20 protein-coding genes are annotated in these 20,092 nt (G+C 73.5%); 13 read left to right on the top strand and 7 right to left on the bottom strand.

Annotation, left to right across the window (positions count from 1 at the left end; translation table 11 throughout):
• Positions 1 to 72 precede the first annotated feature (72 nt).
• Positions 73 to 1,056, top strand: coding sequence for an alpha/beta hydrolase (locus AB0C76_RS08915; RefSeq protein ID WP_359961865.1), 984 nt, complete (start codon positions 73 to 75; stop codon positions 1,054 to 1,056).
• On the opposite strand, the gene AB0C76_RS08910 is transcribed toward AB0C76_RS08915, so the two are convergent.
• Both AB0C76_RS08910 and AB0C76_RS08905 read right to left on the bottom strand, forming a co-directional pair.
• A complete protein-coding gene (locus AB0C76_RS08910) occupies positions 1,053 to 2,477 on the bottom strand; it encodes a VWA domain-containing protein (RefSeq protein ID WP_359961862.1) in 1,425 nt (474 codons plus the stop codon). The genes AB0C76_RS08915 and AB0C76_RS08910 overlap by 4 nt on opposite strands.
• Positions 2,474 to 3,346, bottom strand: a complete 873-nt coding sequence (locus tag AB0C76_RS08905; protein WP_359961859.1) for a MoxR family ATPase — start codon at positions 3,344 to 3,346, stop codon at positions 2,474 to 2,476. Before AB0C76_RS08905 ends, AB0C76_RS08910 begins: the two co-directional genes overlap by 4 nt.
• Before the next feature lie 443 nt (positions 3,347 to 3,789).
• Between AB0C76_RS08905 and AB0C76_RS08900 the strand changes: the two genes are divergently transcribed.
• Complete coding sequence (locus AB0C76_RS08900; protein ID WP_359961856.1) at positions 3,790 to 4,173, top strand: hypothetical protein; 384 nt, start codon at positions 3,790 to 3,792, stop codon at positions 4,171 to 4,173.
• A gap of 139 nt (positions 4,174 to 4,312) precedes the next feature.
• Here the strand turns inward: AB0C76_RS08900 and AB0C76_RS08895 are convergent, their stop codons facing one another.
• Complete coding sequence (locus AB0C76_RS08895) at positions 4,313 to 4,984, bottom strand: Tat pathway signal sequence domain protein (RefSeq protein WP_359961853.1); 672 nt, start codon at positions 4,982 to 4,984, stop codon at positions 4,313 to 4,315.
• Between the two features lie 363 nt (positions 4,985 to 5,347).
• On the opposite strand from AB0C76_RS08895, the gene AB0C76_RS08890 reads away from it, so the two are divergent.
• The 3 genes from AB0C76_RS08890 to AB0C76_RS08880 all read left to right on the top strand — a co-directional run bounded on the left by AB0C76_RS08890 (position 5,348) and on the right by AB0C76_RS08880 (position 7,568).
• Entirely contained in the window at positions 5,348 to 6,079 is a 732-nt protein-coding gene (locus tag AB0C76_RS08890) for a TetR/AcrR family transcriptional regulator (protein WP_359961850.1), read from the top strand.
• A gap of 257 nt (positions 6,080 to 6,336) precedes the next feature.
• Entirely contained in the window at positions 6,337 to 6,981 is a 645-nt protein-coding gene (locus tag AB0C76_RS08885) for a DUF6230 family protein (RefSeq protein WP_359962125.1), read from the top strand.
• Entirely contained in the window at positions 6,981 to 7,568 is a 588-nt protein-coding gene (locus AB0C76_RS08880) for a DUF6114 domain-containing protein (protein ID WP_359961847.1), read from the top strand. Before AB0C76_RS08885 ends, AB0C76_RS08880 begins: the two co-directional genes overlap by 1 nt.
• 67 nt (positions 7,569 to 7,635) lie before the next feature.
• On the opposite strand, the gene AB0C76_RS08875 is transcribed toward AB0C76_RS08880, so the two are convergent.
• On the bottom strand, positions 7,636 to 8,721 hold the full coding sequence (locus AB0C76_RS08875; RefSeq protein WP_359961845.1) for an NAD(P)-dependent alcohol dehydrogenase: 1,086 nt from the start codon (positions 8,719 to 8,721) through the stop codon (positions 7,636 to 7,638).
• A 174-nt stretch (positions 8,722 to 8,895) separates the two neighbouring features.
• On the opposite strand from AB0C76_RS08875, the gene AB0C76_RS08870 reads away from it, so the two are divergent.
• Together AB0C76_RS08870 and AB0C76_RS08865 are read left to right on the top strand one after the other, a co-directional pair.
• Positions 8,896 to 9,807 carry a helix-turn-helix transcriptional regulator gene (locus AB0C76_RS08870; protein WP_359961842.1) on the top strand — a complete coding sequence of 304 codons (912 nt, stop codon included), beginning with the start codon at positions 8,896 to 8,898 and terminating at the stop codon, positions 9,805 to 9,807.
• Between the two features lie 82 nt (positions 9,808 to 9,889).
• On the top strand, positions 9,890 to 10,855 hold the full coding sequence (locus AB0C76_RS08865; RefSeq protein WP_359961839.1) for a globin domain-containing protein: 966 nt from the start codon (positions 9,890 to 9,892) through the stop codon (positions 10,853 to 10,855).
• Positions 10,856 to 10,873: 18 nt separating this feature from the next.
• Here AB0C76_RS08865 and AB0C76_RS08860 read toward each other — a convergent pair whose 3' ends face one another.
• Positions 10,874 to 12,310, bottom strand: a complete 1,437-nt coding sequence (locus tag AB0C76_RS08860) for a selenium-binding protein SBP56-related protein (protein WP_359961836.1) — start codon at positions 12,308 to 12,310, stop codon at positions 10,874 to 10,876.
• Between the two features lie 274 nt (positions 12,311 to 12,584).
• Here AB0C76_RS08860 and AB0C76_RS08855 point away from each other — a divergent pair, with 274 nt between their 5' ends.
• The 6 genes from AB0C76_RS08855 (at position 12,585) to AB0C76_RS08830 (ending at position 17,894) form a co-directional block, all read left to right on the top strand.
• Positions 12,585 to 13,556, top strand: a complete 972-nt coding sequence (locus AB0C76_RS08855) for an alpha/beta hydrolase (RefSeq protein ID WP_359961833.1) — start codon at positions 12,585 to 12,587, stop codon at positions 13,554 to 13,556.
• A 53-nt stretch (positions 13,557 to 13,609) separates the two neighbouring features.
• Entirely contained in the window at positions 13,610 to 14,404 is a 795-nt protein-coding gene (locus AB0C76_RS08850; RefSeq protein ID WP_359962122.1) for a fused MFS/spermidine synthase, read from the top strand.
• 119 nt (positions 14,405 to 14,523) lie between these two features.
• A complete protein-coding gene (locus AB0C76_RS08845) occupies positions 14,524 to 15,384 on the top strand; it encodes a class I SAM-dependent methyltransferase (protein WP_359961831.1) in 861 nt (286 codons plus the stop codon).
• Between the two features lie 163 nt (positions 15,385 to 15,547).
• Positions 15,548 to 16,207 (top strand): DedA family protein, encoded by a 660-nt coding sequence (locus tag AB0C76_RS08840; RefSeq protein WP_359961828.1) that lies wholly within the window; start codon positions 15,548 to 15,550, stop codon positions 16,205 to 16,207.
• A 92-nt stretch (positions 16,208 to 16,299) separates the two neighbouring features.
• Entirely contained in the window at positions 16,300 to 16,968 is a 669-nt protein-coding gene (locus tag AB0C76_RS08835; protein ID WP_359961826.1) for an O-methyltransferase, read from the top strand.
• A 26-nt stretch (positions 16,969 to 16,994) separates the two neighbouring features.
• A complete protein-coding gene (locus AB0C76_RS08830; RefSeq protein ID WP_359961823.1) occupies positions 16,995 to 17,894 on the top strand; it encodes a Gfo/Idh/MocA family oxidoreductase in 900 nt (299 codons plus the stop codon).
• Between the two features lie 10 nt (positions 17,895 to 17,904).
• Here AB0C76_RS08830 and AB0C76_RS08825 read toward each other — a convergent pair whose 3' ends face one another.
• Positions 17,905 to 18,480, bottom strand: coding sequence for a hypothetical protein (locus tag AB0C76_RS08825; RefSeq protein ID WP_359961820.1), 576 nt, complete (start codon positions 18,478 to 18,480; stop codon positions 17,905 to 17,907).
• Positions 18,481 to 18,526: 46 nt separating this feature from the next.
• Positions 18,527 to 20,005, bottom strand: coding sequence for an insulinase family protein (locus AB0C76_RS08820; protein ID WP_359961817.1), 1,479 nt, complete (start codon positions 20,003 to 20,005; stop codon positions 18,527 to 18,529).
• Positions 20,006 to 20,092: the final 87 nt, after the last annotated feature.

Below are 20,092 nucleotides of genomic sequence, written 5' to 3'. Positions count from 1 at the left end.
CGGCCCGTACCGCTGGGCAGGGTCCGAACGAACGGCCACAGCCGGTTCTGGTGTCCGACAGGGGAGCGGGAGTTGAGCGACGCGATCAAGCACAGCCACGTCGAGGTGAACGGTGTGCGGCTGCACATCGCCGAGCAGGGCCAGGGCCCGCTGGTGCTGCTGCTGCACGGGTTCCCGGAGAGCTGGTACTCCTGGCGGCACCAGTTCGCGCCGCTCGCCGCCGCCGGCTACCGGGTGGTCGCCCCCGACCAGCGCGGCTACGCACGCAGCGAGCAGCCCGAGCGCATCGACGCGTACACCCTGCTGCACCTCGTCGGTGACGCGACGGCGCTGATCGGCGCGCTCGGCGCCGAGCAGGCCGTGGTGGTCGGCCACGACTGGGGCGCGCCGGTCGCGTGGGCCACGGCGGCGCTGCGGCCCGACCTCGTGCGCGGCGTCGCCGGGCTCAGCGTGCCGCCGCTGCCGAGCGGACCGCGCCCGCTCGCCGAGTCGCGTGCGCAGTTCGGCGACGGCTTCTACCAGAACTACTTCCAGGAGCCCGGCCGTGCCGACGCCGAGCTCGCGGCCGACCCGGCTTCCACCTTCCGCCGCGTCTACGCCGGCTCCGGCCCCGGCGCCGAGCCGGTCGTGTGGGTCGTCCCCGAGGGGCGGAAGCTGATGGACACCGTCCCGGAGCCGGAGCGGCTGCCGGCCTGGATCACCGAGGCGGACATCGAGGCCTACGTGGCCGACTACGCGACCCACGGGGAGCGGGCGTTCACCGGCGGGCTCAACTGGTACCGCAACATCGACCGGAACAACGAGCTGATGGCGGCGTTCGCCGGCCGCCCGATCCAGGCGCCAGCGCTGTTCGTGGTCGGTGAGCGGGACCTCGTCAACGCGATGGTCCCGCGCGACGTCCTGGAGCTCCTGCTGACGACGTTCACGCCCCGCCTCCACAAGCACGTCCGGCTGCCGGAGACCGGCCACTGGACGCAGCAGGAGCGGCCGGCGGAGGTCACGGCGGCACTGCTGGACTTCCTCGCGCACGTGGAGGACGGGGCTTCGGAGGGTTAGACGGGCAGCAGCCGGGCGATCAGTTCGCCCAGCCGGCGGGCGTTGCGGCAGGAGTGCATCTCCACGACGCCCGCGTAGGCGAGCGCGGCGGAGTCGCCGGTCGGCCAGAGCGCGGGTTGTTCGGGGTTGAGCCAGTAGACCCGCCGCGCCCGGCCGGCGATCCGGCGCAGCGCGTCCAGGTTCGGGTCGCGGTGGTTGGTACGGGCGTCGCCGAGGACCAGCACGCAGGTGCGCGGGCCGACCGAGTCCAGGTGCCGCTCGGCGAACCCGCCCAGCGCGGAGCCGTAGTCGCTGTTGCCGTGGTGGCCCATGACCTCGGCGTCGGTGAGGATCCGCGTGGCCAGCCGGGCCGGGTCGGTGCCGCCGCGTGCGAGGAGGTCGGTCACCTCGGCGGTGCGGTTCACGAACGCGAACACCCGGACTTTGCCGAGCTGTTCGCTCATCGCCTGCACCAGGAGCATGGTGAAGTCGGCGAAGCCGGCCACCGAGCCGGACACGTCGCACAGCAGCACCAGCTCCGGCCGGGCCGGGCGGCGCAGCCGGTACGCCGGGCGCAGCGGCACCCCGCCGGTGGAGAGCGAGCGGCGCAGGGTGCGGCGCAGATCGATCTGCCCGCGCGCGGCGCGGCGGCGCCGGGCGGCCAGGCGGGTGGCCAGCTTGCGGGCCAACGGGTGCACGGTGCGTCGTAGTTCGGCGAGCTGGTCACGGCCGGCGGCGAGGAAGTCGATCCGGTCGGCGGTGGGGGCGACGGCCCGTTCGGCGATCCGCTCGACGCCGCGCAGCTCGGCGACGCGGCGGCGGGCCTCACCGGCGACGAGGGCACGGAAGTCCCGGATGCGGCGGCGGATCTCGTCGGCGAGGACGAGGTCGGAGACGTCCCGGGTGCCGTTTTGCTCGCGCAGGGCGGCGAGGACACGGGCGAGCAGCGTCTCGGGGGAGAGCCGGCCGAGTGCCTGGTGGGCCGACCAACCGTCGGAGCCGGGGGTCGAGCCGGAGCCGTAGCGGCCGAAGGCCTCGACGGCCTCGCCCGCCAGTGCGGCGAGGGCGGCCCGGTCGTCGGCGGCGAGCGCGTCGGCGATGCGCTCGCGCAGCTCGTCCCGGACGGGGTCGGGGCGGCCGAAACGCGGTGCGTCGTCCTGCGGTTCGACGTGGCGCGCGGCCTCCGGGGTGCCGACGCCGAGGGGGAAGAACAGGTCGAACGTGGCGTCGAAGACGGCCCGTTGGCCGTCCGAGCGCAGCAGTGCGGCGGCCAGCCCGGCCCGCATCTGCTCGCGGTCGGCGAATCCCAGGACGTCGAGAACGGCCGCCGCGTCCACCGTCTCGGCCGGGCCGATCCGCAGGCCGTGCCCGCGCAGGGCGCGGACCAGGCCGGTGAGGCGGGCGGCGGCGTCCTGCTGGGGCGGGGGGTTCACGGCGCTCATACGGCCGTGAGCTTCTCGGCGGCCTTCCGCACGTCGTCCTGGTGCTTGAGGATCACCCCGAGGGTGTCCCGTACCACCGCCTCGTCCAGCGTGTCCGCACCGAGCGCGAGCAGCGTGCGCGCCCAGTCGATCGTCTCCGCGACGGACGGCGCCTTGCGCAGCTCCATCGCGCGCAGCGCGCCGACCACCCGCACGAGCGACGCGGCGAGCGTCTCGTCCAGGCCCGGTACCTTGGCGCGGACGATCCGGCGCTCCAACTCGGCGTCCGGGTAGTCGAGGTGGAGGAAGAGGCAGCGCCGGCGCAGTGCCTCCGACAGCTCGCGGGTGGCGTTGGAGGTGAGCAGCACGAAGGGCCGGCGGCTCGCCGTGATGGTGCCGAGCTCGGGCACCGTCACCTGGAAGTCGCTGAGCACCTCCAGCAGCAGCGCCTCGACCTCGATGTCGGCCTTGTCCATCTCGTCGACCAGCAGCACCGTCGGCTCGTCGCCGCGGATCGCCGTCAGCAGGGGCCGGGTGAGCAGGAACTCCTCGCCGAAGATGTCGGTGCGCGCCTCGTCCCAGCCCTCGTCGCGTCCGGCGGTGATCCGCAGCAGTTGCTTGGCGTGGTTCCACTCGTAGAGGGCGCGGGACTCGTCGATGCCTTCATAACACTGAAGCCTAACCAGTCGGGCACGACCGATTTCGGCCACCGCCTTGGCGAGTTCCGTCTTCCCCACCCCGGCCGGCCCCTCGACGAGCAGCGGCTTGCCGAGCCGGTCGGCGAGGAACACGGTCGTCGCCACCGCCGTGGACGCGAGGTACCCGACGCCGGCCAACTGCGTTGCGGCGTCCGCCACCGACGTGAAGAACCCGGTTCCGTCACTGTTCATTCCCGCTCCGCCTCCACCCGCGCCGACCGTCCGCCAGCACCCTACCGGCCGGTCACTTCGCTGTCGCGGGGTCGGGCGGGCCGGTGCACGAACCGGGTGGGAGGGAGGAATCTCTCCTTTGTCGAGAGTTGGCCCGATCTGTTGCGTGTCTATGTCACCGAAGCCGAGTGCCCCCGCGAGCCGGCCAGTTGGCATGCGATCAAGAGGAACTCCTTCCGGACCCTTCTTTCGGGTGTCTTCTCCACAGGCTTCCTCTCGGCATCGCAGCAACAGCTCTGGTGACAGCCGTTTCTGATGGTCCGGAGGATGCAGGGCGAGAGGAGGAGAGCGGGCAACTCGCCCCGGCGACGACTAGCCTGTCGGTGATCGAACGAACCTGATGGCACAGAGCTGCGGGGTCCGCGCCCGGCGTGGGCCCCGCAGCCCGAACGAAGGGGTGTGCGGTGACTCCGCTGGGGCTGAGCGTCGCGTCGTGGCTGTGGATCGCCGTTCTGGCGGCGGGTGTGTTCTGGGCGGTCGCGGTGCCGGGGATGCCCACCCGTGAGTACCGGATCAGGACCGCCCTGGCCCCCGTCGTCGGGGCGCTCACCGCCTACGCCTACTACCGCGTGGGGCACCACGACCAGGCGAAGGTGATCGTGTTCTACACGTCCGCCATGCTGGCGTTCGCGGTGGGCATGGTCGGCCACCGCAGGGAACTGGCGCGGCGGTTGATGGAGGCGAAGCGCGAGGGCGAGCCGGAGGACGCCACCTGGTCCGTCGCCATGACGGCGCAGGTCCTCGTCTCCCTCGTCGTGTTCTGTGTCGCTGCGTTCATGATCGTCTGACGGCCGCATCCGTCATTGTCCAGTTCGACTGCATCCCGCAGTCCTCGGACCAGGTCCCGGCCGATCTGGCACCAGGGCGGACCTGGGCGGCGTCCGGTGGTCTCGGGGTCGCCGGACGCCGCTTCGTCTGTGTTCCTGGTCAGTTGACGTAGATCAGCGGGCTGCCCGCCACCGAGGTGTCGGTGACCGGGCCGTAGGCGGCGGTGAAGTAGCCGGTCTGGAAGCACAGGCCGGAGCCGGAGGTGAGGTTGAACGGCTGGGCGGCGAAGGAGATGCTGTTGTTGCCGTTGGACGTGGTGCCGGAGATGCTGGTCGCCTGCTGGTAGACACAGGTGACGCTGCCGAGGATGGTGTTGAGCACCACCGTGGTCTGCATCGGGCCGGCCGCGCCCGGGGAGAGGGTGACCGGGCTGCCGGCGCCGTCGCCGACGGTGTTGGTGTAGGCGAGGTTGTCGACGGTGATGCTCTGCACGCCCATGACGCCGAGGACGCTGGAGCTGCAGTTGTCGAAGGTCTGGGTGTTGAGGGACTCGACGGCGTTGCCGGGCGCGGCAGGGTTGGCGCTGACGGTCGCGGAGAACGAGGACGTGCTGCAGCTGATGCCGTTGGTGCTGGTGGCGCTGTCGTAGAAGTTGGCGGTGGTGCCGGCGACGAGACTGGCGTTGAGGACGTCGCCCACCGAGGCGGCCGGGCCACCGAGGCTGCCTGTGGTGAGTACCGCGGTGGCGTCGGCCTGGGCGGGGGCGACGGCGGTGGCGGCGAGGGCGAGGGCGGCGAGGGCGGCTGTCCCGAGGGTGCGGCGGATGCGCATGAAGGTGCCTCTCCGTACGGAGTCGGGTGGGGGTTGCCCGCGTGCGGGTGTGGTGGCGTGCACGGCGGGGGAGATGCGGGGGCACGGCGGTGCGGCTCCCAGCGGGCCGCGCCGGGGCGGGCCCGGCGCCACGGGCCCGCCGTGCGGCGGAAGGAGTGCGGAGGTGCGCGGTGCAGTGGGGTGCAGGCCGGCGGCTGCCACCGCCGTGCGTGCGTCCGCCCGTGGTCCCGGGCCCGGGTGGCGCAGTCGGCGCCGGCGGGCCCTGGCGGATTCTCCGGCGGCTGATCGCCCACCGGTTGGAAACCTGCCAGTGTTGTAAACCCGGTGTTGCATCAATGTCAATACGGGACACAGGAGTTGGTGATGGAGTGGAATACCGTCCGGGGGGCCGACGTGATCCTGCTGCCGGGGGCGCGCACCGGCCGTGACCCGGCCCGTTCGATCAAGCGCGGCCCGAGCCGGCTGCCCCCGGCCGTGGTCGCCGCGACCCAGCGCGAGCGGCTGCTGGACGGGCTGGTCCACACCGTCGCCGAGCACGGCTACCGGCACGCCACCGTGAGCGACATCTGCCGGGCGGCCGGCGTGACCAGACCGGTGTTCTACGAGCTCTTCAGCGGCAAGGAGGACGCCTTCCTCGCCGCCCACCGGTTCGGCACCGGCGTGGTGATCCGGCGGATGGCGGCGGCCTTCGCGGCCGAACCGGACTGGTGCGCGGGGATCCGGCGGGCGCTGGAGGCGATGCTCCAACTTCTGGCCGGCGTACCGGCGTTCGCGACCATGGCGGTGATCGAGATCGAGGCGGTCGGCCCGGCCGGGCGCCGGGAGCGCGAGCAGCTGCTCAAGCGGTTCCGGGCGTTCTTCGCCGAGGTGCCCCAACTCCCTTGCGGTGTCGCGGTGGAGGCTCTGGTGGACGCGGTGGTGGGCGGTGTCCACAGCGCGGTCTACCGGCGGGTGAACTCCGGACGGACAGCCGAGCTGCCGCAACTCCTCACGGCGCTGAGCCTGTTCTGCCTCGCCCCGTTCCTCGGTCCGGCCGAGGCGGCACGGCGGCTCGGCCTCGGACCGGAATCCGATGGTTCGGCTGCGGAATCATGAATTCCGTTGCAGGAAGGATCATTTGACGTTTGCTCAAAGTGTTTCATGGGGTGGATCGTTCGGTGAAGATCCCTTCGTGCACTTCTATTGACCGGGCGAATACCGGGCAGTAGCTTCACGGTTGCTCCAACCACGGTCCGACCGGTTCCGACCCGCTGCCGAGGGGCGTCCGACCGGTCGGCCGCCGAACGCTGTCCGCGCCAGGGCAACGTGCCAGTGACTGCCCAATCCACCCACTCCAGGGAGCGCACATGGCCATGTCCGAGGAAGCCGCCGCCGGGGCGGAGGCACCCGACACCCCGGCCGGACCCGGAAGAGGACGCGTCCGGCTCAAGCGGGCCGCCCTGATGGCCGTCCCGGCCGTCATCGCGGGCGGCGTGCTGATGACGCTCACCGCACAGGGCGTACTCGCCACGCAGTTCTCCATCTCCGGCATGCCGTTCACGATCACCGCCGACAAGATCCACGGTGACGGCTTCGAGCAGTTCGGGAGCCTCGACCACATGATCAAGAACAGCCCCAACCAGGGGCACACCGGCGGCCAGGTGCTGGTCGCGGTGACGGCGATCAAGTCGGCCCAGATCACCAACCTCTGCCAGAGCGTCGACCTCGGCGGCATCAACCTGGTGATCCACGCCGGTGACGCCGGAACCCCGGTCAGTGCGGAGAACCTCACCACCGACTCCGACATGATGTCCGGCGACGCCTCGTTCGGCAACATCGAGATCGGCGGGGACGCCAGCGAGTACACCAAGGCCGGGGTCCAGGGCCGGCCCGGCGTCTTCGGCCAGCAGGCGGACACCATCGACATCGTGAACGTGAACCAGCACAACTACGCCAGCACCGCGGCCAGCTTCAAGCTGCCGCACCTGAAGCTGAGCTTCGGCTCGAAGGGCTGCTGATGACGGAGCCCACACCGCCGAGCGCCCGTGGCGGAGGGGGCGGGGCCGAGGGGACGGCCCCCACTCCCGCCGCGGCGAGCGCGGGTCCGGGTCCCGACGTCGCGCCCGCCCCCGGGTCCGCACCGACCGCGGGGGCCGCGGCAGCCGTCGCGCCCGCCCGGCCGGTCAAGCGCGACTGGCGGGGACAGCGGCCGTTCTGGGGCGGTCTGCTGGTGACGCTCGGGGGCGCCGAGATCCTCTTCACCCTGCGGGCGCCGCTGCCGGTCGTCCTGCACATGGGGATGCAGGGGATCGCCGGCTACCTCGTGCCGGCGGTGATGGTGCTCTGCGGCCTGCTGATCGTCTTCAACCCGGCGCAGCGGCTGTTCTACTCGTTCGTGGCCGTGCTCGCCGCGCTGGGCAGCTGGCTGACGTCCAACATGGGCGGCTTCCTGTTCGGGATGCTGCTCGGCGTGATCGGCGCCTGCGTCACCTTCGGGTGGGTGCCCGACCAGCCGCTGCGGCGCGGCCGGGCCCGGCGTGAGCGGCGCAGGGCGGAGCGGCGGGCGGCGGGCAGCGGGGAGGCGGCCGGTCCGGCCGGGGCGTGACAGCGCCCCGTCCTCGGCGTCGGGAGAGCACCGAGGGCGGGGCGTCGCGTTCTGCGGCCGGGCGGGGTCAGATGGTCGCGGCGTCGATCACGAAGCGGTAGCGGACGTCGCCGGCCAGCACCCGCTCGTAGGCCTCGTTGATCCGGTCGGCGCCGATCAGCTCGATCTCTGCGGCGATGCCGTGCTCGCCGCAGAAGTCCAGCATCTCCTGGGTCTCCGGCAGCCCGCCGATCATGGAGCCCGCCAGCGAGCGGCGGCCGGTGAGCAGCGCGTGCGCGTTCACCGTGACCGGCTTCTCCGGCGCGCCGACCTGGACCATGGTGCCGTCGACGCGCAGCAGTCCGAGGTAGGCGCTGAGGTCGAGGTCGGCCGAGACGGTGTTGACGATCAGATCGAAGCGGCCCGCGAGCTCGGTGAAGGTGGCCGGGTCGGAGGTGGCCCGGTAGTCGTCCGCGCCGAGCTTCAGACCGTCCTCGCGCTTGCGCAGGGACTGGCTGAGCACGGTGACGTCCGCGCCCAGGGCGTGGGCGATCTTGACACCCATGTGACCGAGCCCGCCGAGGCCGACGATCGCGACCTTCTTGCCCGGGCCCGCGCCCCAGTGGGCGAGCGGCGAGTACAGCGTGATGCCCGCGCACAGCAGCGGCGCCGCGGCGTCGAGCGGCAGGTTGTCGGGGATGCGCAGCGCGTACCCCTCGTCGACGACCAGCTCCGCCGAGTAGCCGCCGTAGGTGGGCCGGCCGTCGCGGCCGATGCCGTTGTAGGTGGGGGTCATGCCGCCGCCGGTGCAGTACTGCTGCAGGCCGGACACGCAGTTGTCGCACTCGCGGCAGGAGTCGACGAAGCAGCCGACGCCGACGCGGTCGCCGACCTTCCACTTCGTGACGCCGGGGCCGGTCTCGCTCACGACGCCGGCGATCTCGTGGCCCGGCACCATCGGGAAGATGCCGGTGCCCCAGTCCTCACCGACCTGGTGGATGTCGGAGTGGCAGATGCCGGAGAACCGGACGTCGATCACGATGTCGTGCTCGCCGACCGCCCGGCGCTCGACGGTGGTCCTGCGGAGCGGGGAGTTCGCGGCGGGCGCCGCGTAGGCGGCGACCGTGCGGGTGGGAGCCTGGGTCGCGTCGTTCGTGATGGCCGTGTTCGTCATGCCCTCAAGGCTGCGCCGGGCCGCGCGGGCCAACCAGACCAACGATCAACGTACGCAACCCGGGCGTACGCAACCCCGACGTACGGAAGCGGAACGTAGTAGCGCGCAACCTACGCACGGCAGTATCACCCTCGCCCGCCCCCCGGAGCGGCTGCTCGCCCGCATACTGCAGACATGGACCAGCGCACCGAACTCAGCGAGTTCCTCCGATCCCGCCGCGCCCGGCTGCGGCCCGAGGACGTGGGCCTGCCCGACCTCGGCACCCGCCGCCGGGTGCCGGGGCTGCGCCGCGAGGAGCTGGCCCAGCTGGCCGGGGTCAGCACCGCGTACTACACGCGGCTGGAGCAGGGCCACGGCGAGAGCGTCTCCTCCGCCGTCCTGGACGCCATCGCCCGCGCACTGCGGCTCGGCCCGGCCGAGCGCGAGCACCTCGGCCGGCTCACCAGGCCCGCCCGCCGCCGCGCCGGCCGCGCCGCCGTCCGGATCCAGCAGGTCAGGCCCGCGCTGCAGCAACTGCTCGACGCGATGGAGGGCGTGCCCGCGTACGTCCTCGGACGGCGGCTCGACATCGTCGCCTGGAACCGGCTCGGCACCGCCCTGCTCGGCGACTTCGGCGCCATGCCGCCCGAGCAGCGCAACATGGCCTGGCACGTCTTCCTCGACCCGGCCGCCCGCGAGCTGTACCTGAACTGGGAGGGCAAGGCGAGCGACGTCGTCGGCATCCTGCGGCTGGACGCGGGGCGCGACCCGGACGACCCGCGTCTGGCCTCCCTGATCGGCGAACTCTCCCTCAAGAGCGAGGAGTTCCGCCGGATGTGGGCCGCGTACCGGGTGCAGGACAAGGGGCACGGCACCAAGGAGATGCACCACCCGGTGGTCGGCCGGCTCAGCCTCCAGTACGAGACGCTGCGTCCGGCCGGCGACGATTCCGACCAGGTCCTCGTCACCTACCACGCCGAGCCCGGCTCCGCGTCGGCCGAATCCCTGCGGCTGCTGGCCAGTTGGGCGGCGACGGAGCTCGCGGCGCGGACCGAGGGGGAGTCCCGTCCGGTCGCCGGGAGCCGCACCTCGGAACCCAAGGGCTGACGTCCGGTCCGATGGTCCCGGGTTTCCCCGGGGCCATCGGCCCTTCCGGCCGGGCCGGGGCAGGCCGTTGACTGGGCTGGTTATGGAGATCAGCAGCAGCCCCACGACCACCACCGCCGAGTACGACCGGCTGATCGCGCGCCACCACGCGATGCGCCTCCGGCGTCAACTCCTCACCCCCTCGGCTTCCTTCGAACCGAACGCCGAGGCCCACGGGTACGACGGCGCCGCCGATCAGCTCCTGATCCGGCGCGACCTCCCGCTCGTCGAGCCGCTCGCCGCCCTGATCGACCGCCTCTACGCCGTCATGTTCCACCGTCGCCCCTACCTGCGGGCGCTCTTCCCCGCCTCGATGGGGTTCCAGCAGGCCCATCTGGAGCGGATCTTCCGGCACCTCGTCGACCATCTTCACCGCCCGGCCGAGCTTCACCTGATGCTCCGTCAACTCGGCCGTGAGCACCGGAAACTGGGCGTCCGCCCGGTGCACTACGAGGCATTCGAGGAGGCCCTGCGCGAAGCCCTGCGCCACCGCGCGGGCAGCCGGTGGAGCGCGGAACCGGAGGAGGCCTGGATCCGGATGCTGCGCTTCGCCGTCGACGCCATGACGGCCGGCGCCGACTCCGCGCTCACCGAACCCCCCTACTGGCACGCCGTGGTGACCGGGCACGAGCGCCGCCGCCCCGACCTCGCCGTCCTGCGCGTGCGCACCGGCGAGCCCTACCCGTACCGCGCCGGACAGTACGGCACCGTCGAGCATCCGCTGCTTCCGCACACCTGGCGGCAGTACCCGATGGGCTGCGCGCCGCGCGACGACAACGAGCTGGAGTTCCAGGTCCGCCGCACCGGCCCCGGCGGCGTCAGCGCGGCGCTCGTCGAGCGCACCGCCGTCGGCGACACGCTGCGCCTCGGCCCGCCGCGCGGCGCCGTGCTGCCGGCCGGGGAGGACCGTTCCGCAGGCGACCGTGACCTCCTCCTGGTCGCGACCGGGCTCCCCGCCGCCCGGATCCGCCACGACCAGGTGCTCACCCCTGGCGGCGGCTGTCGCTAGTGCCGTGCACCGGAGCGTCTACCGGTAGCAGTACGAGTCGGACGAGGCGTCGCCGCCCGCGAGGTGCGTCTGGTGCACCCGCAGCCCGCGGAACTCCTCGCCGTGCGGGAAGAACCGCTCGTCCACGGTGAGCCCGCCCGTCTCGGTGTCCGCGTCCAGCTTGACGATCCACGGCTCGATGCCGTCCGGGTAGAACTGGTCGTCCCACGCGCCGTACAGCGAGTTGGTGAGGTAGAGCCGCCGTCCGTCCCGGCTGATCTCGACCATCTGCGGCGCCCCGCTGAGCGGCCGCCGCGGCTCGGCCGGGTGAGGGGTGCGGGCGGTGACCCCGCCGAGGCGCACCGAGGCGGTCCTCCGGGGGTGGAACGGGTCCGACACGTCGAACTGGAAGATCTCGCCGGTTCCCCACGCCGACACGTACAGCCAGCGGTCGTCCACCGACAGGTTGATGTCGGTGACCAGCGGTGGCACCGCGCCGAACGGCTGGAGCGCGGGCGGCAGGTCCTCGGTCTTGGCCGGCTCGGCCGGGACGTCGATCACCTTGCGCGCGGTGAACGCCGGCCCGTCCCGGTACCAGAGCCAGACGGAGGACGAGAGGTCCTCGACGTTCGCCACGACGCCCGCGAAGCCCCACTCCGCCTGCGGGTCGTGGGCCGGGCGCAGCTCCAGGACCATCTGGTACCGGTCGCCGAGGTCGACCCGCTGGAGGTGGCGGCCCGAGTCCAGCTCCCAGAAGTGCAGGGCGTGCCCGTACTTGCGCCCGAGCAGCAGTTCCGGCACCACCCCGTCCTCGACCATCCGCGGTGTGCCCCACTCGCTGGTGATGCCGACGTTCGTCCCGAGGTGCCACCACACGTCGTACGCGAGGTGCTGGGGCCCGCGCTCGGTCTCCCACGGGCGCAGCACGTCGAAGGTGGTGTGGTCGAGCAGTGCCACCCCGCCCGGCCCGTCCGTCCCGTCGCCCGCGCCGAGGCAGGACAGGAACACCCCGCCCGGCCCGCAGTGCAGCGTGTGCGGCCGCGAGTACCCGGCTCTGGCCGCCAGCTCCGCCGCCTCCACCGTCTTCACCAGCCGCGGCCGCACCGGATCGGGCCGGGTGTCCATCACGTGCACCCGCGACGACCGCAGCCCGGGCAGCAGCAGGTAGCGCCGCTCCGGGTTCTCGTGGCAGGCGTGTGCGAGCGCGCTGGAGCAGGCGTTCCACCCGAAGTGGTGCAACTCGTCCCCGAGGGTGGGCAGTTCGGCGAAGTTCAGCACCCGCCCGTAGCTCGCCGAGGCCGGGTCGACGTCCACCGTCAGCAGCGCGTCCGGCCGCCGCCCCGCCCGGTCGAACCCGGCGACGTACGCCAGCGTCTCGGCCGGCGCGGCGATCGCCTCCGCGGCCGACCGGTACAAGGACGGATCGGTGTGCCCGGCCGCCCCTCCGTGCCCCGTCGCCCCGGCCTGCCCCGCCATCGAACCCCCACCCTGCCGCACCATCTACGGGCCCCCTCAACTCGCCTGCCGGTCACGGGAAGTGACGCGCATCCGGGTAGCGTTCCACACCCTCACCGGCGCACCACAGGCGCACGGGGAGCGGTCCGGTGGTGCGACGCCCGGGCACCCGGCTACCACCCGCCGGGTGGACACCGCCGCGCGGGACGGGGCTACCGGCCGGTATCGTCGGGGCTCGGGAACGGTGGAGACCTGCTGCGGCGGGCCCGAGTGCGGATAGGTGCGGCGAGAAGCGATGGAGTTTCGGGAAGACATCCTGGGTGCCCCTTACGAGGCGGCCGAGCTGCCGCTGCGGCGCGACTACGAGGGCGAGGTCTGTGCGACGCTCGTGCGCCGGCTCGTGCCGGGCTCCGAGAAGGCCGTGCTGTACGTCCACGGGTACAACGACTACTTCTTCCAGACCAACCTCGCCGACCACTTCGCCGCGCTCGGGTTCTCCTTCTACGCGCTCGACCTGCGCAAGTACGGGCGCTCGCTGCGCCCGCACCAGTCGCCGAACTTCGTGCGCGACCTCGTCGAGTACGACGAGGAGATCGACGAGGCGGTGCGGATCGTCCGCGAGGTGGACGGGCACCGGCAGGTGCTGCTGAACGGGCACTCCACCGGCGGCCTGATCGGAGCGCTGTGGGCCGGTCGGCGCTCCGGGCGGGGCCTGATCGACGGGCTGTTCCTGAACAGCCCCTTCCTCTCCATGCCGGCCTCGGCCGCCGCCGTGACCTTCGGCGGGCCGGCCGTCTCGGCCATCGCCCGGGTCGCGCCGACGCGCGTGCTGCCGTCCGCGCTGAACCCGCACTACACGCACAGCCTCCACAAGGACCACCGCGGCGAGTGGGACTTCGACCTGCGGCTCAAGCGGCCCGAGGGCTTCCCGCTGTTCGCCGGCTGGCTCGCGGCCATCCACCAGGGGCACCGGCGGGTGCGGCGCGGGCTCGGCATCGACGTGCCGGTGCTGCTCATGGCCTCCACCGCGTCGATCTCCACCACCAAGTGGCACAACGCCCTGCACCACGCCGACGGGGTCCTGCGCGCCGACGACATCGCCGCCCAGGGCCCGCACCTCGGCCGGCACGTCACCATCGTCCGGATCGAGGGCGGCATGCACGACCTCGTCCTGTCCGGCGAGAGCGCCCGCACGCAGGTCTTCGCCGAGCTCGACCGCTGGCTCGACGCCTACCTGCCGGCCGTGCCGGTCGGGGAGCCCGCGTGACCGACGAGCCGGTGCCGGTCGGGCGGCCCACCGACCTCGGGTTCGCCAAGCTCATGCCGGACATCGACCGCGACGGCGGCTGGCTGCTCACCCTCGACGGCACGCCGCAGTCGTACGTCGACCTCGCCGACCCCACGCACCTGGAGTTCGAGTACACCCGCCGCCTCGGCCACCTCGCCGACGCGCTCGCCCCCGCCGGGCGTCCCCTCGACGTGCTCCACCTCGGCGGCGGGGCGCTCACCGTGCCCCGGTACGTCGCCGCGACCCGGCCCGGGTCGCGGCAGCAGGTCGTCGAGGTGGACGGCCCCCTGCTCGCCCTGGTCGAGGAGCACCTGCCGTGGCAGGGACCGGGCGTCGACATCACGGCGACGGTCGGCGACGCCCGCACCGCCCTGGCCGCCGTACCCGGCGGATCGCTGGACCTCGTCGTCGCCGACGTCTTCCACGGCTCCCGCACGCCCGCGCACCTCACGTCGGTGGAGTTCCTGCGCCTGGCAGCCGCCGCGCTGCGCCCCGGCGGCTGCTACGCCGCGAACCTCGCCGACGGCCCGCCGCTGGCCTTCGCCCGCGCCCAGGCGGCGACCCTGCGGGCGGTGTTCCCCGAGGTCTGCCTGATCGCCGAGGCCCCGGTGCTGCGCGGCCGCCGCTACGGCAACATCCTGCTGGCCGGCTCGGCCGCCCCGCTCCCGGTCGCGGACCTCTCCCGCGCCCTGGCCGCCGACATCTTCCCGGCCCGCCTGACGGACGGCACCGACCTCGCCGCCCTGGTCGGCCGCACACCCCCGGTGACGGACGCCGACGCCACCGACTCCCCGCCACCCCCGGACGGCGCCTTCAGCGTCGGCTGAGGCGGCGCCGGCCCGCTCCGGCGGGCCCGGCCGCGCGTCGGCTCGCGCGGCCGTCGTCCCGGGGTGTGAGAATCGGCGGGTTCGAGCGGGTGCTCGGTGGACGGCGGAGGGAGTGGGCGATGGGCGGCGTGGAGCGGCCGGAGTTGGGGGAGGTGCCGGAGACGGCGCTGTGGACGCTGTGGCACCGGGCGGTGGAGGCCCAGCGGCCGGACGCGGTCCTGCACGATCCGAAGGCGGTCGAGCTGGTCGGGCGGATCGACTTCCCCTTCGAGGAGCGGTTCGGGCGCCGGGCGGCGGTCGCACAGCTCCAGGCGCTGCGGGCGGCGTGCTTCGACCGCGAGGTGGCGGACTTCCTGGCCCGGCACCCGCGCGGCACCGTCGTCTGCCTGGGCGAGGGCCTGGAGACGCAGGCCTGGCGGGTCGACAACGGGCGCGCCCGCTGGATCTCCGTCGACCTGCCGGAGACGGCCGCGCTGCGCGAGCGCCTGCTCCCGCCGGACGAGCGCCACCGCATCGTCGTGTGCTCCGCCACGGACCCGCGCTGGATGGACGAGGTGGACCCGGCGCAGGGGGTGCTGATCAGCACCCAGGGCCTCCTGATGTACCTCCGCCCGCCCGAGGTCCGCGGGCTGATCGCGGCCTGCGCCGAGCGCTTCCCCGGCGCGACCTTCGTCCTCGACGCCGTGCCGCGCTGGTTCAGCGCGCGGGCCGTCCGGGGGAAGCTGCGGGACAAGCACTACCGGGCGCCGGCCATGCCGTTCGGCATGGACGCGGACGAGCGAGGGAAGCTCACCACCGCGCACCCGGCGGTGACGGACGTCCGCGAGGTGTACCCGGAGGGCGGGCGCGGGCTCGTCCGGGCGCTGCTGCCCCTCGCGGCCCGCGTCAACGGCAGGCCGTCCGTGGTCGCACTGCGCTTTGCCGAAAAGAGGGAATCGGCCGAAGGTACCGGAACCTCCGTCGCGGCCCGTACGTCGTAAGACCGGGTAAGACCAGGCGATCGGCGGGGAGAACACGCCCGGCCGGCACGTTAGGCTGCCTGCTCAGAGGGGGAGCGGCCCGCGTGCCGCCATCGGAAGACCGCCGGGACGGGCGCACCGCACAGGGGCGCGCCCGCACCGACCTGCCACGGAGGTACTGGCCTTGCACATCGACGCCTGGATCGAGAGCGTCCCCCCGGGGGCCGTGTACGGCCTCGTGGGCTTGATCATCGGTCTGGAGTCGCTGGGCATCCCGCTGCCCGGCGAGATCGCGCTGGTCACGGCGACGCTGATGGCCGTTAAGGGCGTCGTGAGTCCGTGGGGCATCGCCGGCGTGGCGATCGCCGGGGCGATCATCGGCGACTCGATCGGCTACTCGATCGGGCGCAAGGGCGGCAAGCCGCTGTTCGAGAAGCTCGGCCGCAGGTTCCCCAAGCACTTCGGCCCGTCCCACCTGGCCACCGCCGAGCGCTCGTTCCAGCGCTGGGGCATGTGGGCGGTCTTCTTCGGCCGCTTCATCGCGCTGCTGCGCATCTTCGCGGGGCCGCTGGCGGGCGCGCTGAAGATGCCGTACTGGAAGTTCCTGATCGCGAACGTGCTGGGTGGCGTGGTCTGGGCCGGCGGCACGACCCTGCTGGTCTACAAGGTCGGCAAGAGCATCGAGCCGTGGCTGTCGCGCTTCTCGTGGGCCGGTCTGGCGGCGGCCGTCGTCGTGGGCGCCGGCTCGGCGTGGTTCATGAAGCGGCGCGCCGCGAAGGCGCACGCCGCGCACGAGGCGGCGGAGGCGGCATCGGGGAGCGTCAAGGAGCCGGTGGCGGACTGACGTTCCGTCCGCGGGGTCACCTGTGTCAGTGGCGGTGCGGAGTAGCGTGTGATCACGCACCGCCCGCACCGCACCGAGCACTGGAGGCCCCGATGACGCAGCCGACCTGGGACGCCGTGGACGCGTACTTCTCGGACACGCTGGTCGGTCACGACCCCGTCCTGGAGGCCGCGGCCGCCGCCGCCGACGCGGCGGGCCTGCCGCCCATCGCCGTCGCCCCGAACCAGGGCAAGCTGCTGCACCTGCTGGCGCTGACGGTCGGGGCCCGGCGGATCCTGGAGGTCGGCACGCTCGGCGGCTACAGCGCGATCTGGCTGGCCCGCGCCCTGCCGGCGGACGGCACGCTGATCACCCTGGAGATCGACCCGAAGCACGCCGAGGTCGCCCGGGGGAACCTCGCCCGGGCCGGGCTGGACAAGGTGGCCGAGGTGCGGCTCGGCAGCGCCCTCGACTCGCTGGCCGTGATCGGCGCGGAGGGCGGCGAGCCCTTCGACCTCGTCTTCATCGACGCCGACAAGGTCAACAACCCGGCGTACTTCGCGTGGGCGCTCGAGCTGACCAGGCCCGGCTCGCTGATCGTGGTCGACAACGTGGTCCGCGGCGGCGCCGTCGCGGACGCCGCGAGCACCGACGCCGCCGTCGTCGCCACGCGTAGGCTGCACGACGTGATCGCGGCCGAGCCGCGCGTCACCGCGACGTCCGTGCAGACCGTCGGCAGCAAGGGGTACGACGGCTTCACGCTGGCGCGCGTGCAGAACTGAACCACCGCAACACCTTGGAGGACCCTGTGCGAATCGGACTGCTGGGCACCGGCCCCTGGGCGGAGCGCGTGCACGCGCCCGTCCTCGCCGACCACCCCGGGCTGGAGTTCGCGGGCGTGTGGGGGCGCCGTCCCGAGGCCGCCACGGCGCTCGGCGCGGCGCACGGCGTGCCCGGGTACGCGGACCTCGACAAGCTGCTCGCCGAGGTGGACGCGGTCTCGATCGCGCTGCCGCCGACCGTCCAGGCCGACCTCGCGGTGCGCGCCGCCGAGGCCGGCTGCCACCTGCTGCTCGACAAGCCGGTCGCGCTGACCGTCCCGGACGCGCGGCGCGTCGCCGGGGCCGTCGAGCGGCACCGCGTCGCGTCCGTCGTGTTCTTCACCGTCCGCTTCGGCGGCGACCAGATCCCGTGGATCGAGCAACAGGCCGCGCTGGGCGGCTGGTTCACCGGCCGCTCGGACTGGCTCGGCTCGGTGTTCGCCCCCGGCAGCGGCAGCCCGTACGCGGCGTCGCCGTGGCGGCAGGAGAAGGGCGCGCTGTGGGACGTCGGCCCGCACGCGCTGTCCGTGCTGCTGCCGGTGCTCGGCGACGCGACGCAGGTGACGGCCGTCGCGGGCCCGCTCGACACCATCCACCTGGTGCTGCGCCACGCGGGCGGCGCGTCCAGCACGCTGGCGCTCAGCCTGACGGCGCCGGTCGCGGCCGGCGGCACGGGCATGGAGATCCGCGGCGAGCACGGCGTGTCCCACCTGCCGGAGCGCGGCGAGGGCCCGATCGCGGCCCTGCACCGCGCCCTGGACGCCCTCCGGGACTCCGCGCGCACGGGCGAACCGCACGCGTGCGGCGCGGAGTTCGGGCTGCGCGTGGTGGAGATCCTCGCGGCCGCCGAGCGCTCGCTGGATTCGTCGGCGCCCGTCGAGGTGTGACCCCCTCGGCTTAGCGTCCCTTGGCCTCGAAGCGGACGAAGTCCCGCCCGGCGGGCCCCGCTTGGAGGCCGAGGGACTGGCCGATCACCACGGTCGGCGCGCCCACGAGCTCGCACAGGCGGCGCATCAGCTCCTCCCCGGAGGTCCGGCTGCCGTCCGGTGCCGGGTCGTTGCGCAGCCCGGCGAGCGCGGCCGGGTCGGCGAGACCGGCCTTGCGCGCGATCCTCCCGCAGTAGGAGTCCCAGTCGGCCCGGTGGGCGGCGTACTCGGCCGGGTCGGCCGGCGGGGTCCAGTCGCGGGCCCAGCCCATGTTCTCGTACCCGCCGCCGGGGAAGCAGACGGTGACGCACAGGCCCCATTCGGCGTCCTCCAGCAGCCACACCGTCGTCTTGGAGTCGACGGCGAGCATCCAGGCCGGGTCCATGATGCGGCTGCGGCTGATCCGGCCGAAGCGCGGCTTCGGCGGGTCGAACAGCAGGCCGGTGCCGTGCGGTCCCCGGTAGAGGTAGCCGCCGCGCTTGCCCCGCGCGAGGGCGGTGAGCACCTGTTCGGAGGGGGCGGAGGTGATGGCGGCGTACGTGGGCACGGTGGATCCTCGGAGGTGGTGGTCGGGGCCGGTCGGTGGGGACCGGTCAGTCGGCGCTGCGCAGAGCGGAGGCGTGGTAGACGAGGTGCGCCGGCACGGCGGCGTCGATCGCCCGCGTGGCCGCGCCGATGTCGCCGATCAGATCGGGGACGACGGGCACGAAGCAGGTGCTGCGCCCGTACACGATCCGGGCCGGACCGCGGACCTCGACGGCCGCGATGTCGTCGAACGGCACGTGGTGGATCTCGCCGTCGGGTTCGCGCGCCCACACCCCGGCGTGGTTGACGACGAACCGGGTCTTGCGGGCCGCCGAGTAGCGCAGCCGGTCGGCCAGCGGGGGCTTGAACACCTCGCCGTCGGCAGGGAGTTCGGTGTGGTGGGTGCAGCGGTGACGGGGCACCGGGGTGCCGTCGGGCAGGACGGGGGAGACCTCGACGCCGCAGGGCACGACGAGCAGGGCGGTGCGCAGCGCGTCCGCGAACGCCCGCCGGGCCCGGTCGGGGGTGACGGCGGTCAGGGCGTCGAGGCGCGCGGGCGCGTCGCGGTAGGTCTCGCCGAACAGCAGCCGGGCGGCGGCGTGGCCGAGTTCGGCGATCGTGTTGCGCGGGTCGGTCCAGACCTCGCGCATGCCCTCGCGCTCCTCGGCGAGTTCGGCCTCGGTGACGCCGTCGCGGGCGAGCCGCAGCGCCTCGTGCCAGAGCAGCTCGCTGACGGTCTGTTCCCGGCCCTCGCGGGCGTCGAGGTACACGGTGTGCTCGCCGGTGGCCGCCCCGGCGTTGTCGAGGCTGCCGCCGACGTCGTAGGTGAGGCCCCTGTCGTGCCGGGCACTGTCGCGCAGGCGCTGGGCGAACACGGCGACGGCCGCCATGAGGGCGGCGTCCGCCAGTCCGCCGTGCAGCGCGATGCCTGGGCCGGGGACGTCCTCCTGGCGCCAGGACCGGCCGCTGAGCAGCGCGGGCCGGGTGCCGGCGCGGTCGGGCCGCGCGCCGGCGGGCAGCGGCAGGCGCAGCCCGGCGGGCGGCGGGCCGGTGAGGACGAGGACGGCGTTGCCGGCGTGGAAGTACCGGAACAGCGTGTCCTGGACGGCCTCGACGGTGATCCGGTCGGCGCCCGGCCCGCGGTAGGCGGCGAGCCCGAGGCCCTGGACGCCGTACCGGTGCGAGAGCAGCTCGGCGGTCTGGGACGCGGCGACCCGGCCGTCCTCCGCCTCCAGGACCCCGGCCTCCCGGTCGATGCGGTCCAGTGGCAGTTCGCTCAGCGCGGCGCACACCCGGCCCAGGTAGTCGACGACCTGCTCGGGCTGCCCGGAGCAGGTGAACCTGGTGAGTTCGAGGTCGACGGACGCGTTGTGGTCGTGGTGGAGCCGCGGCAGCGTGCTCATCGCCAGGTGCTCCACGAGGTGGACCACCCCGAGCGTGCGCAGCGTCTCGTCCCGCGCCCCGCACCCGAAGATGAGCTCGGCCTCCAGCGGGCCGGGCGCGGGGGCCCACAGGACTGGTATTCCGTCGATGACCTCGTGATTCACGCGGCGATCATAAGCGGTGAAGTTCTTTACCCGGTAATGACCCCTGCTTTACCGATCCGGCGACGGTGACCGTGCGCTGCGGCGAGC

Origin of the sequence: Kitasatospora sp. NPDC048722, assembly GCF_040650235.1 — a bacterium.
Lineage (GTDB): Bacteria > Actinomycetota > Actinomycetes > Streptomycetales > Streptomycetaceae > Kitasatospora.
This window is presented reverse-complemented; position numbering and strand designations above follow the sequence as displayed.

What these genes read in the sequence shown, in the direction of transcription:
- AB0C76_RS08910 (WP_359961862.1), bottom strand. Translation starts at nt 2,477, where the DNA reads ATGAGCGCCGTGAACCCCCCGCCCCAGCAGGACGCCGCCGCCCGCCTC.
- AB0C76_RS08905 (WP_359961859.1), bottom strand. Translation starts at nt 3,346, where the DNA reads ATGAACAGTGACGGAACCGGGTTCTTCACGTCGGTGGCGGACGCCGCA.
- AB0C76_RS08895 (WP_359961853.1), bottom strand. Translation starts at nt 4,984, where the DNA reads ATGCGCATCCGCCGCACCCTCGGGACAGCCGCCCTCGCCGCCCTCGCC.
- AB0C76_RS08890 (WP_359961850.1), top strand. Translation starts at nt 5,348, where the DNA reads ATGGAGTGGAATACCGTCCGGGGGGCCGACGTGATCCTGCTGCCGGGG.
- AB0C76_RS08885 (WP_359962125.1), top strand. Translation starts at nt 6,337, where the DNA reads ATGTCCGAGGAAGCCGCCGCCGGGGCGGAGGCACCCGACACCCCGGCC.
- AB0C76_RS08880 (WP_359961847.1), top strand. Translation starts at nt 6,981, where the DNA reads ATGACGGAGCCCACACCGCCGAGCGCCCGTGGCGGAGGGGGCGGGGCC.
- AB0C76_RS08875 (WP_359961845.1), bottom strand. Translation starts at nt 8,721, where the DNA reads ATGACGAACACGGCCATCACGAACGACGCGACCCAGGCTCCCACCCGC.
- AB0C76_RS08870 (WP_359961842.1), top strand. Translation starts at nt 8,896, where the DNA reads ATGGACCAGCGCACCGAACTCAGCGAGTTCCTCCGATCCCGCCGCGCC.
- AB0C76_RS08865 (WP_359961839.1), top strand. Translation starts at nt 9,890, where the DNA reads ATGGAGATCAGCAGCAGCCCCACGACCACCACCGCCGAGTACGACCGG.
- AB0C76_RS08860 (WP_359961836.1), bottom strand. Translation starts at nt 12,310, where the DNA reads ATGGCGGGGCAGGCCGGGGCGACGGGGCACGGAGGGGCGGCCGGGCAC.
- AB0C76_RS08855 (WP_359961833.1), top strand. Translation starts at nt 12,585, where the DNA reads ATGGAGTTTCGGGAAGACATCCTGGGTGCCCCTTACGAGGCGGCCGAG.
- AB0C76_RS08850 (WP_359962122.1), top strand. Translation starts at nt 13,610, where the DNA reads ATGCCGGACATCGACCGCGACGGCGGCTGGCTGCTCACCCTCGACGGC.
- AB0C76_RS08845 (WP_359961831.1), top strand. Translation starts at nt 14,524, where the DNA reads ATGGGCGGCGTGGAGCGGCCGGAGTTGGGGGAGGTGCCGGAGACGGCG.
- AB0C76_RS08835 (WP_359961826.1), top strand. Translation starts at nt 16,300, where the DNA reads ATGACGCAGCCGACCTGGGACGCCGTGGACGCGTACTTCTCGGACACG.